Source organism: Acidithiobacillus sulfurivorans, from assembly GCF_018853815.1.
Taxonomy (GTDB): Bacteria; Pseudomonadota; Gammaproteobacteria; order Acidithiobacillales; family Acidithiobacillaceae; genus Acidithiobacillus; species Acidithiobacillus sulfurivorans.
Window position 1 is genome coordinate 21775 of record NZ_JAAOMP010000136.1, and the last position, 11761, is coordinate 33535.

The 11761-nt window shown below is 50.8% G+C and carries 9 protein-coding genes and 1 pseudogene; 6 read left to right on the forward strand and 4 right to left on the reverse strand.

The genetic code is table 11. The features are described from left to right. Positions 1-729 precede the first annotated feature (729 nt). Genes HAP95_RS12835 through HAP95_RS12850 form a run of 4 tightly spaced genes read left to right on the forward strand, consistent with a single transcriptional unit; the run spans position 730 to position 7024 of the window. Positions 730-1965 (forward strand): TolC family protein, encoded by a 1236-nt coding sequence (locus HAP95_RS12835; protein WP_215884575.1) that lies wholly within the window; start codon positions 730-732, stop codon positions 1963-1965. Continuing rightward, positions 1962-3341: an efflux RND transporter periplasmic adaptor subunit gene (locus tag HAP95_RS12840; protein WP_215884569.1), complete on the forward strand. Its 1380-nt coding sequence runs from the start codon at positions 1962-1964 to the stop codon at positions 3339-3341. The genes HAP95_RS12835 and HAP95_RS12840 overlap by 4 nt, the downstream gene beginning before the upstream one ends. After that, on the forward strand, positions 3334-6444 hold the full coding sequence (locus tag HAP95_RS12845; protein WP_215884570.1) for an efflux RND transporter permease subunit: 3111 nt from the start codon (positions 3334-3336) through the stop codon (positions 6442-6444). The genes HAP95_RS12840 and HAP95_RS12845 overlap by 8 nt, the downstream gene beginning before the upstream one ends. Before the next feature lie 22 nt (positions 6445-6466). Further along, positions 6467-7024 carry a hypothetical protein gene (locus tag HAP95_RS12850; RefSeq protein ID WP_215884571.1) on the forward strand — a complete coding sequence of 186 codons (558 nt, stop codon included), beginning with the start codon at positions 6467-6469 and terminating at the stop codon, positions 7022-7024. Positions 7025-7495: 471 nt separating this feature from the next. On the opposite strand, the gene dsrE2 is transcribed toward HAP95_RS12850, so the two are convergent. The 4 genes from dsrE2 to HAP95_RS12870 all read right to left on the reverse strand — a co-directional run bounded on the left by dsrE2 (position 7496) and on the right by HAP95_RS12870 (position 10455). After that, positions 7496-7966 (reverse strand): sulfur carrier protein DsrE2, encoded by a 471-nt coding sequence (gene dsrE2 / locus HAP95_RS12855; protein ID WP_215884572.1) that lies wholly within the window; start codon positions 7964-7966, stop codon positions 7496-7498. Between the two features lie 51 nt (positions 7967-8017). Next, on the reverse strand, positions 8018-8248 hold the full coding sequence (locus HAP95_RS12860; RefSeq protein WP_215884573.1) for a sulfurtransferase TusA family protein: 231 nt from the start codon (positions 8246-8248) through the stop codon (positions 8018-8020). Positions 8249-8623: 375 nt separating this feature from the next. Then, on the reverse strand, positions 8624-9124 hold the full coding sequence (locus tag HAP95_RS12865; protein WP_237747421.1) for a DsrE family protein: 501 nt from the start codon (positions 9122-9124) through the stop codon (positions 8624-8626). Positions 9125-9144: 20 nt separating this feature from the next. Beyond that, positions 9145-10455, reverse strand: a complete 1311-nt coding sequence (locus tag HAP95_RS12870) for a putative porin (RefSeq protein ID WP_215884576.1) — start codon at positions 10453-10455, stop codon at positions 9145-9147. Positions 10456-10716: 261 nt separating this feature from the next. Between HAP95_RS12870 and HAP95_RS12875 the strand changes: the two genes are divergently transcribed. Further along, positions 10717-11202: a DUF302 domain-containing protein gene (locus tag HAP95_RS12875; protein ID WP_226832769.1), complete on the forward strand. Its 486-nt coding sequence runs from the start codon at positions 10717-10719 to the stop codon at positions 11200-11202. A 162-nt stretch (positions 11203-11364) separates the two neighbouring features. After that, positions 11365-11761: pseudogene (locus HAP95_RS12880) on the forward strand (cytochrome P460 family protein); the annotation flags it as partial.

The window sequence follows — 11761 nt, forward strand, 5'->3', positions numbered from 1 at the left end:
TTTTTGTGTTAGGACTGCACGTTCTGTCACAGACTCACCGATACAGCCCTGAAAACGTCTTCGCCGTGGAACGAAGATGAGGTTAGTTTGACCATTTTTGCATAGCGAATACCAACACCCTCCATGCGCTCTGTTTTACATTTTTCAAAAATGTTGTCAGAGTAATTACTCTGATTGAGATCTTCTGGTCGAATTATGTTAAAGCTTCGCCGCTACTTTCGTTCGCTGGCAATGTTGTCCTTGTTCCTTATTGGAACCTGGATGAGCAATGCTGCGGTGGCGATGCCACAGGACATATCCTGTGTTGAAATGCACGGGATGTCCATGATGGGGATGTCCATGGCGAACATGCCCTGTTGCCGGGATACCCCCGGCATGGACATGCGGATGATGGATCCCCATTCCGAAGCGATGAGTAGTCAGTGTATGGCGATCTGTGCACAGACGCATGCGCCTGGCGGATTGCGCTTTTCTGGAATCTCTGTCCCGACTCCCGTGTGGATTGGATCCGTGACATGGACCCACTCTCAGTTCGTTGCGAAGGATCGTCCCGGTCTTTTTTCCCCTGAACCCTCTTACCATCCACCTCCGCTGCTTCACATACGATTGACCATTTAAGTTCTCCTCAGCAAGCAGGCACTCCTTTTTTCAAAGGAGAAATGTCATTGATTTGCTATGGAGATTTTCATGGATGCCAATCTATTGGAACGATTATCAGCCAAGAACAGTATGCGGCTCTTGGCCGGGATGATACTGTGCTTTTCAACGGCCGCAGCATGCGCTGAGCCGTTAAGTTTGCAGAACGCGCAAGCCATTGCCTTGCGTCAAAATCCGGGGCTCGGCGCGCTGACCCAGAAAATAGTAGAATTAAAACATCAGGCCGTATCCGTAGCCCAGTTGCCTGATCCGCATTTGTCTCTGGGTGCTGAAGATTTACCCCTCAACAGTTTCTCCATGAACCAGCAGCAGATGAGTATGCTGAGTGTGGGGCTGAGTCAGACTTTTCCCTCCTTCGGTAAACTGGGGCTGGAAGGTCGACAAACACGCGTGGAGGCTGCAGCAGCTACGGATACCCTGCAAGGCCAGTCCGCCGAATTAGTGTTGTTGTTACGCCGCGCCTGGCTGCAAGCGCTCTATACCGACAAAGCCATAATGACGGTCCGGCATCAGGAACAGTTGCAAGCCGAGAGCGTGCAGGCCGCACTGGCGCTCTACCGATCTACACGGGGATCGGAGGCCAATGTACTCCGGACCCAACTGGCACGAGACGATCTTGCGAATGACATCAGCAAATTACAAGCCGAACGAACGCGCTATCTTGCACAAATTGCCCAGATCCTGAATCTATCGCAGCCACCTTCCATACAAAACCGATGGCCGCATCTCCCGTCGCCCAAAACTTTGCGTACCGCAGAAACCCGTCTTTTGGGGCAACCTCTCTTGCGCTCTGCACAGGCGCAATCGCGCGCTGCGCAAATCGGGGTACAAGTCGCTCAACGGAGCTATTGGCCCAATGTTACCGTCAGTGCTGCCTATGGTCAGGATTTTCATCCGGGTAGTCCGAACTGGTTGTCTGTAGGCGTTAATCTGAGCCTGCCTATCTTTCCGGAAGACCGTCAGGATCAGAATGTGGACGCCGCCCGAGCGCGGGCGCTGCAGGCCCAATATCGTTTTGACGACCAGCATTTAGCGCTGATCCAGCAGCTGCGCAGCACATTCGCCCGTTATACTGCGCTGAAAAAAGAATGGACATGGACCGATGAGCGTCTAGTACCCAAGGCACAGCAGGCATTTTCAGCGACACTCGCTGCTTACACCTCGGGACAGGCCCACATGGATGCGGTGTTGCGCACCCAAAATGCGGTATTGCGCTATGCACTGATCCGTCTGCAGTATCGCCGTGATCTCGCTCTCAGCGTCGCGGAGCTGGATTTCCTCACCACTCAAGGGAGGACAACGTCATGAAATTCCGTCAATGGACCCTCCCTGTGGGACTCCTTGCGCTGGGTGTAGCCTTGGGTGCCGGCGGGGTATGGTGGTTACTAACGCCCAATGCCGTGCCGGGTCTCACCCGAAGCCAGCGGCCCTCCCCGAACAACAGCACCGACCAGCGCCATATTCTCTATTGGGCTTCGCCCATGAATCCCAAGATTCATTCTAATCACCCGATGAAGGACAACATGGGCATGGCCTATATTCCGGTCTACGCTTCCGGTACCAATGCACAAAAGCCCTCGGGATTGCATATCAATTCACAGATGGCGCAAAACCTGGGGGTCCGTCTTGTGCAGGTTCAGGAACGGCAGATGGGCCACACCATTCACACCGTAGGAACCGTGGCCGTGGACGAAAACCGGGTATATTCAGTGAACCCGCGCTTCTCCGGTTGGGTGGAACAGTTGCGTGTCCGGGCGGTGGGGGACACGGTGCAACGCGGCCAGGTGCTTGCCGAGATTTATTCTCCGGCATTATACAGTGCCCAGCAGGAGTATCTCATTGCGCGGCGCCAACAGGGATGGACGGCAGATCCCGCCCTGCTGGCGGCTGCTCAGACGAAATTGCAATTACTCGGGATGTCCAGAAACGAGATTACTGCACTCGCCTTGCACGGTCATGCTGAGCGGGATGTCGCATTAAGGGCGCCGGCTTCTGGCGTCATCGAGACGCTCAACGTGCATCAGGGCAGCTATATCGCACCGCAGACCGAACTTTACCAAATTGCCAATCTGGACCGGGTCTGGGTGAACGTGGCGCTCTACACCCATCAGTTACCCTGGATACAGACGGGTGACTCTGCCCGCCTGCATTTACCTGCTTACCCAGAGGAGCGCTGGAAAGGGTCTTTGAGCTTCCTGTATCCGACGCTGAATGCCCAAAACCGGACGGTTACAGCACGCCTGAGCGTTCCCAATCCGGAGGGGAAACTCCGCCCCGGCACCTACGCGGATGCCACTATTTTAGCCCGCCCTGAGAAGTCGCTGGCCGTACCAAGCAGCGCCGTACTGCATAGCTCTCAGGGCGATTTCGTGATGCTCGGCGAGAGTCATGGGCATTTCCTACCGGTACAAGTCCGCTTAGGGCCAGAGTATCGGGGATGGGTAGCTATCCCAAAGGGCCTCCGGCCAGGCGATCGAGTTGTGGAAAGTGCGCAGTTCCTGCTCTATTCCGAATCTCAATTCCAATCCGTACGGACGCGCATGTTGGGCGCTAATACTGCCCGAGTGGATTCTGCGCCGCCCGTTGTGGCACAGAACCGGTCAACGCCTGTGTCGGATAAATCCCAACAACGTGCCCCAGCATCCATGGCCAACATGAATATGGGAGGCAAAAGCCATGATTAAGGCCGTGATGCGTTGGTGTCTCAACAACCCATTGTTGGTGGTCATTGCCAGCTTGGTCGTGATCGTTGCAGGAGTCATCTCCATCCTGAGCATTCCACTGGAAGCGCTTCCTGATATTTCGCCGACCCAGGTCATTGTCAAAACCTCTTATCCGGGACAGGCTCCACAAATTATTCAGGATCAAATCACCTATCCCCTCGAAACGACTTTGCAGGAAGTTCCCGGTGCCAAAGCCGTACGTGGCTATTCCATGTTCGGGGATTCCTATGTTTACGTGCTGTTCAAAGGGGGTACCCTGATTTATCAGGCACGGAATCTGGTCCTGCAATATCTCAACCAGGCCCAGGGTCAGTTACCAGCCGGGGTAACCCCAGCTCTGGGGCCGAATAGCTCAGGGGTGGATTGGATTTATGAATATGCCCTCACAGATCCCGGTGGTTCACTGAACCTTGCACAACTTACTACCTTGCAAAACTGGTTTCTGAAATTTGCCTTGCAGGGCATTCCCGGTGTGGCCCAGGTCGCGACGGTAGGCGGGATGGAGCAGGAGTATCAGGTGGTTGTCTTCCCTAATCGTCTGCTGGCCTACAACCTCACCTTGCCACAGGTCGAAGCGGCTATTCGTGCGGCCAATGGCGAAACCAGTGGTTCCGTCGTGGACATGGGAGAGTCGCGCTACATAGTGCGCACCTCCGGCTACATTCACTCATTGAAAGATTTACAACAGACCCCGCTTGGTGTGCGCGACGGCGTGCCCGTGACGCTGCAGCAAGTGGCACGGGTACAATTAGGCCCGGTTCTACCCAGTGGTATTGCCGAACTGAATGGTCAGGGTCAAGTGGTGGGTGGCATTGTCATGATGAATCAAGGGGGAAACGCCAATGCCCTGATACAAAAGATTCAACAAAAACTTAAAAGCTTGCAGGCCTCGCTGCCGGCTGGAGTAAAGGTAGTGACCACTTACAGTCAGCGCCCCCTGATTCAACGCAGCATTCAGACACTCAGTGGCAAACTGCTGGAAGAGTGTGTGGCCGTCATGCTGGTGACTTTGCTGTTTTTATTGCGGATCCGTTCAGCACTGGTGGTCCTGATTGCATTGCCGATCGGTATACTTGGCGCTTTTATCGTGATGTATGCTCTCGATATACCTGCAAATATCATGTCCCTTGGGGGAATTGCCATTGCGATTGGCATTATGGTTGATGCGCCCGTGGTGATGATCGAGAACATGCATAAACATATGGAGAAAGGAGAAGCCCTCAATCCTTGGCAGACTGCCGGGATAGCGGCGATGGAAGTTGGCCCCGCGCTGTTTTTTTCCTTACTGATTATCGCGGTTTCCTTTCTGCCCATCTTTGCGCTGAGTGGACAGGAAGGTAAATTGTTTGCGCCGCTCGCTTTTACCAAAACCTTTGCGATTGCCGCCGCCGCCATTCTCGCTATCACCCTGGTGCCCGTCCTGATGGCCTGGTTTATTCGGGGGAATATTCCCGTTGAACGAAAGAATCCTTTAAACCGGGTGTTGGCGAGGTGGTATCGTCCTGTCATACACGGCGTATTGCAAGCCCCTTGGATGGTCGTTATCGGGGCCGTACTGGTGGCTGCGACGCTCGTTTATCCCTGGCAAAGACTGGGTACCCAGCTCATGCCGCCCCTGGATGAAGGGACGCTGCTGTATATGCCCGTTGCCCAGAATCCTGCCATTTCTTATGGAGAATCTGCGGCGCTTTTGCAGTTGACGGATCGCATTATCAAAACATTTCCAGAAGTGAAAACCGTTTTTGGAGAAGCGGGACGGGCGCAGACCGCCACCGATCAGTCACCCATTTCCATGTTTGATACCGTGGTCACCCTTAAACAGCCCGATCATTGGCCCGCCCACATCAGCATGAACAAACTGCGTGACCAGCTGAATCAGGCCTTGCAGATTCCCGGTCTGAGTAATAACTGGACACAACCCATCAAGGGGCGGGTGGACATGTTGACGACCGGACTGCAAACCCCTCTCGGCCTCAAGATTACGGGACAGAATTTGGCCACCTTGAATCTTCTGGGGCAGAAAGTCCAAGCAGTGCTCCAAAAAGTGTCCGGTACCCAGACAGCGTATGCCGCCAGAGTAACCGGCGGACGTTATATCGTCGTCCATACGGATCGGGCCGCCGCCGCACGCTATGGCATTTCAGTGGCCGACGTGAACCGACTGGTGGAAACGGCTATCGGCGGTAAAGTTCTGACTACGGCCGTAGAGGGTGTGCAACGTTTTCCGGTGGATTTGCGCTATCCTCGCGATCGTCGGCAATCACTTTCAGCGCTGATGGACAGTCGTGTGGCAGCGCCCAATGGTGCGCAGATTCCCCTCGCACAGTTGGCGCGGGTAGACATGGTCAATGGGCCAGCCATGCTCACCAGTGATGATAGCCAACTGAACAGTTGGGTGACCATTGATCTGAAACCGGGGACGAGTATTGGCACTTATGTGGCCAGGGCGAAACGGATGCTCGCGCATCAGGTCCATCTGCCACCGGGATATACCATAAACTGGGTCGGCGAATATCAGAGTATGCATCGCGCCAATCAGCGTTTGCAGATTGTCGTGCCGATGGTTTTGTTACTGATTGCCTTACTGCTCTATCTCAATTTTCGTAATGTGGTCGAGGTGGCTATTGTCCTGGTCACTTTACCATTCTCTCTGGTAGGTGGCCTCTGGCTGGTTTATGTACTTCATTACAAGCTCTCGGTAGCGGTGGTCGTGGGCTTCATCGCTCTCGCTGGTGTGGCCGTCGAATTTGGGGTAGTTATGCTCCTTTATCTGGACCAGGCCCTGCAGCGTCGGCGGGCCCGCGATGCCTTGCAAAACTGGCACGATCTGCAGCTGGCGATTATGGAGGGGAGTATGCTCCGCCTGCGCCCGCTGGCCATGACGTTTACCCTGGTCGTTGTGGGCCTGCTGCCCATCATGCTCAGCGAGGGCACAGGCGCCGATATGATGAAACGGATTGCCGCACCTATCATCGGCGGCATGTTGAGCGCAACGCTGTTGGCCTTGCTCGTTATCCCTGCGCTGTACGCCTTATGGCAACGGCATCGTTTAAGATTGCAGTAATACTCAGAAAAGGAGAAATGTCATGAACAGAAGACAGTTGTTGAAGTCGATATTATCGGCACTGGCTATAGCAGGTTATGTGCAGGCAGACCGGGCTAGTGCCTCGGGTATGGGTAGTATGATGGGAGACATGATGGGGGGTGATGCGCCTGACCACGAAGGCATGCGTGCCATGATGTCACCGGAGAATCGTGGACCCATGCGTACCGGGATGGAATTGTTCCAGGTCCATGCAGAGGTGCATCGCAAAGTGACTTTTCTGCCCAATGGGATACACGCGGTCACGATTTCGGCCGTGCCACATACGGTTGCTCTACTCCAGGCACATGTGACCCAGATGTATCAGCGCCTGGCGGAAGACCAACCCTTCCCCTATCCGGCCAGTCGAAGTGTTCCCGTCATGTTCGCTCATCCAACGCTATACCAGCGAAAACTGGACTATCTCAAGGATGGAGTGGCGGTGACAGAAACGTCGTCAGATCCGGAAATGATCCAGGTGATTCATGCCCACGCGCGTGAAATTACGCGCTTCGTGAAAGAAGGCATGCCTGCAATGATGCGGGGAATGATGTCCTCATAAAATGCAAGGATGCTGATTGACGCGGGATCAGGCGTGTCTGGTAGACCCGTATAGTAGCTTGAAGGAGTATTTTGGTGGAATTGTGATGTTTCAGGCTGTTTTGGATGTTGTAGGGTTTGGTGACTTATCATGATTGTCGTCCATGGCTCTCTCCTGTTCTGAATCAGTTTGCACGGACGAAAACTGCCGCGTAGAGAATGTTTTCAATAGAAACAGTTTGTTAGTAGCAACTAACGCGATATTCTAGGGCTGAGAATCAGTCAGTTACGATTAGAACAAATTTACCGTGGGCTAATGCCTCTGGTATGGGCAGTATGATGAGAAACATGATAGGGGGCTATTCCTAGAAAGTGCCGGCGTCATGAAGTTAGATACGAGATCCAGTCACCAAAAACATGCGTAATCTCAACCCGTCGCCACCCGCCCTTATTCTCTTTTATTTCTCTGAGGTGGCGCGAGTCGCAATGTACGTTAGATAAAAAGTGTGACATCAGACTCACCAGCAAATTCAAAAAAGGCGGCGGCACCACCCAGTTCAATACCTCCGATAAAGTCAGCAGTATCAAATTCAAAAAGGTCGACCGTCATTTGGCAGGCAATCATTCGTACCTCGGCCTCAAGGCATAGTCCACGCAATTCATCCAGGCTAGCCACGCCCTTGGCTTTCATTTTACTTTTCATCATGGATGTAGCCAGTCCTTCCATACCCGGCAACACCATCATCAGGGTAGGCATGGGAACAGGCATCGGCATGGCCGGGTTACCCAGAGGGCTGACGCGCAGATGACTCAGATCTTTCTTGAGCAATTGCAGACCATAAAAGGTGAAGAAGATTTCCACACTGTAACCCAGGGCTGCAGCAGTGGATGCCAGGATGAAGGGTGGATATCCCCAATCCAGGGTACCTTTTGTCGCGATAATAGCTAACTTTTTCTCGTCCATTTTAACTCCTTGGTAACTCTAGGTCGGCATTGTTTATCACAGTTTTTTCAATCAAGCCTTTTGAATGAAGAAGATAAATTCACCGTCTATTTCTGCATGCTCCAGGAGCGAGTTTTGCGTCTGCTTGGAAAAGGCCTCAAAATCTTTTACGGCACCTGGGTCAGTAGCAACGATCTTCAACACCTGACCGGAATTAAGTAAACTGATGGCTTTCTTGGTGCGTAAAATAGGTAATGGACAATTCAAGCCTCGTGCGTCGAGTTCTTGATCTTCTTGTAACATGGGCTAATCTCCTGCTATAAGTTTATGATCCAACCAAATTAAAGTACTGGGACTGATGAGTGCTCTATATGCGTACGATTTTGCCACACTCAACCAGAAATTGGTATCTTTATCATCCGATCCAATTCAATCCGCGCATATTTAAGGATATGTAAATATGCGCTACTTTGAGTGGGCAGCAATCATTCTAGGCATCAACCACAATCTATAGGGAAATATGCTGCTGATTCACCCGAATTCGTGTTTTCATGCCTGCCTTAAAAAATGCACACAGCAGCGCTTATCGAGCGCATCAACCAATTTCCCCTTAACTTGAAAGGCATGGTCAGAGTCTTGGTAGCCCGATTTAAAAGATCACGGGGCTGCCAGAAATAGTCAAGGTTTCACATAATCAAAACCATGAGATTCTAGCTGCATGATGCGAACAATCCCAGCAGGGACGATAACGGCAGATGGAACCAGTTTAGGGAGATGTCCAATCTTTTTAGCCATTGCTAGCATAGTATTATGACAGGCATCGAACTCTACTCCTTCTGCATTCATTGCAGCAATAGTTTTTGCTACAGGACTGTTGGCAACCAGCATTTTGAGTCCTGGCCCAAATGCCACAACGACAATCTGTATTTTTTGTTGACCAAAAAAATTGAGTAAATTCTGTGAGGTGTTTAAAACCAGATGCCAGCGCGCGGGGTTGTCCTGACTAACCTGAACAACCAGTTTATGCGATGCAAAAGGTAAATTATGGATGAATTTTGGTTGAGAAAATGTAAAATCATGGAGCATAGAGACATTGGCTGAAGCGCTACCAATCCCAAGCATCAAGATTAATGAAACTAAAGCAGTAGTGAGGATATGACGTAAGTTGGAAATAGGCACAAATTGCTCCTTGTTGAAGTTTAGAAGGAAATCATCGCCTGCATGGCGAACTCATTATCTACCACTTTACTGACTGCAGCACCTGGAGAGTTGGCTGCCACGTTCGGCGCCTCTACAGTACGGAAATAATATCCCGCCATAATTTTAGTAACGGGGGTTATATGATACTGTAAAGCCAAGGCCCATGTTTTGAAGATCCGCTGCTGCCCTACTGCAGCTAGGTTGGGTAAACGATTGTAATAATCGTACCGAACATTCGCTTCGATATGTTTGGTAAGAAAAAGTCCTCCTTCAACATAATACCCATAAGCTGAATTATTCACATTAGGATATAGTTGGGCCTGATAAAGAGCGGGTTGTAGACCGAGTTGCTGGCTAAAAGCCGCAGGAGCATCAATCCAACCATTGCCGCGCATATACTCAAATTTCAGTTGGCGTCCCCATGGATGCATGTAACCTTGCAGATACTGAAATCCGACACCCTCTCTTTGCATGGTATAACTGTGGCCGAGATAGTCTGGTTGTGCATACTGATACCACAACCAAGAGGTGACATCGCTACGAAATGGGCCATGCCCTCCAAAGATGTAGGAACCTTGAACCCGCGCAGCATATAAGGGACTGCTGGACTGATTTCCAGCTGATACACTGCCATACATGCCGGCCATGGCACCATAAGCTAGCTGCCAGCGACCCCAATTATGCCAGTCGAAGACTTGAACGCCCGGATACCGAAAAGCATTCACACCCAGACTTTCATTCCCGGGCACCAAGACCGAACCGGATGGACCGGTCGTATAAGGATGATTTGGTTGTGAGGCATAGAAGGGCTGAAGCATCAACTGATTAATAACGGTTGGGAACACCACATAATTGTAACTCATGTACCCATTCATAGCATCTTCCGCGCTGGGCGCACGGATGATACCAACTTCGACACGTGCAGCGGGAATATAACTAAATACCACGTGTGCATCTTGTAACTGCGGAGTATATCGCCCGCGAATATCGGTCGCAGCATTGTTTCCAAATTCGCCCGCAAAGAAATAAGAAATATGGGGGTTAAGCCATCCCCTGACCATCAATCGCGCTCTTTGAATGAGAAAAGTCGTGCTTTGTCCAAAGTCCGGACCGACTAAGTTGACATGCGGGGTTGCTGGAATGTATCGCCGGAGTGCGGGGTTATAGATCGCGGCTTGCGTTCCCGGCATCACATATAAATTAGGCTCAATAAACCCCGAAAAAAGCGGAACATTTTTCGGATTCAAGTCTTGTAATTTGAACCAGTTTGCAGCGTTTGCTGCGGGAAAGTAGGCACAGATTGATGCCATTGTTAAAATTTTAAGGAATACTCGACACCGATGCTTTTTTGGTTTGGTTTGCGATGACAATTTTAGCCTCCTAACTGTTGTGTTATTGTATAATTGATTTCAGCTCACAAAAGAAGCAAAATATGTACCTGCTATTGTTGCTATAAGAAAGGACCGAAGCTGTCCAGATGAGCGCATCCATAAATCCCTAATGCGCGCCATTTGGAACAATAGCAATTTTTAATATTATCTAAAACTGATCTTTAATAGGAGATTCATGTGATGATTCGTCTCTATCATGCTGTGTGTTTTTTTGCATTACTCTGTTTCTGCGCTGTGACCGCAAGTGCGGCTGATATGTATACAGAAACCTTACCAGTACCCATCAGTAAAGCGTCTGGAGAGATTCAGAAAGCACTTTCCATGCATCATTTTAAGGTGGTGATGCATATTGACATACTGAAACGTATTGAGGCCAAAGAATCGGTTTTACATATCCAGAACCTCAATCCTGAAAAGTTCCAGGACGTACAGGCTATGGTCTTTTGCAATCCAATGCTTTTTAGTGATCTGCTTAGCGCGCACTGGAGTTCGGCTGCTGTGTGCCCTCTGAATTTGACCATCTTTGGTAAAGGGGACCAAACCACAATAGTTTACCCAAAACGCGTGGCGTTTACCCACGACACACCAGCTGATGTAGTGGGTGTAAAGATTGATAACGTGGTCATAGCTGCCTTGAAGAGTATTCCGGGCGCTCATTCCAAGTAACCGTTGGATTTTTCAGATGGTTGATCGTAACGGATCAACCTAGTCACTTTTTTATCGAAAGCCAGCTATTATTACTGGCGCCGTATTTTTCTAGTTGGTCTCATCGCTCTACCCGCAGACTTTGCGATTCAAGTTGGCCTGTGGGGAAGCCAGGAGAGGAGTTTGAATAGGATCAAGTTCAAAGTTGCCGTTTTGCTCTTCGTGACCTGCAGTTTTTCTACGATAGCTTGGGCCAACGCCGAAGCGTCTGGTCCCATAGGATCGAAGATTCTCTGGAAGGAAATTCAAACGCTTCAAAAAAATCACGATATCATGCCCGGAAGCACACCTTTTCAGCTGGGATCCCGGACGGTGGATCCTTACACGGTGGACTTGGCCAACCCTTTGGCAATATCCAGTATAGAAAAAGCCGGTGGGATATTGAAAGTGACCCGCTATAGTAATGGAAGCCTGATGGTCAAAGAGAATTACAATACCCACAAGCAGTTGGTGGGCGTTACCGCCATGCTGAAGGCGGCTAAATTTGATCCTTCAGACCGCAACTGGATCATGGCTGCCT

Excerpts from the sequence above, each read along its gene's own strand:
- HAP95_RS12840 (WP_215884569.1), top strand. The coding sequence starts at position 1,962 with ATGAAATTCCGTCAATGGACCCTCCCTGTGGGACTCCTTGCGCTGGGT.
- HAP95_RS12860 (WP_215884573.1), bottom strand. The coding sequence starts at position 8,248 with ATGTTACAAGAAGATCAAGAACTCGACGCACGAGGCTTGAATTGTCCA.
- dsrE2 (WP_215884572.1), bottom strand. The coding sequence starts at position 7,966 with ATGGACGAGAAAAAGTTAGCTATTATCGCGACAAAAGGTACCCTGGAT.
- HAP95_RS12875 (WP_226832769.1), top strand. The coding sequence starts at position 10,717 with ATGATTCGTCTCTATCATGCTGTGTGTTTTTTTGCATTACTCTGTTTC.
- HAP95_RS12850 (WP_215884571.1), top strand. The coding sequence starts at position 6,467 with ATGAACAGAAGACAGTTGTTGAAGTCGATATTATCGGCACTGGCTATA.
- HAP95_RS12835 (WP_215884575.1), top strand. The coding sequence starts at position 730 with ATGCGGCTCTTGGCCGGGATGATACTGTGCTTTTCAACGGCCGCAGCA.
- HAP95_RS12870 (WP_215884576.1), bottom strand. The coding sequence starts at position 10,455 with ATGGCATCAATCTGTGCCTACTTTCCCGCAGCAAACGCTGCAAACTGG.
- HAP95_RS12845 (WP_215884570.1), top strand. The coding sequence starts at position 3,334 with ATGATTAAGGCCGTGATGCGTTGGTGTCTCAACAACCCATTGTTGGTG.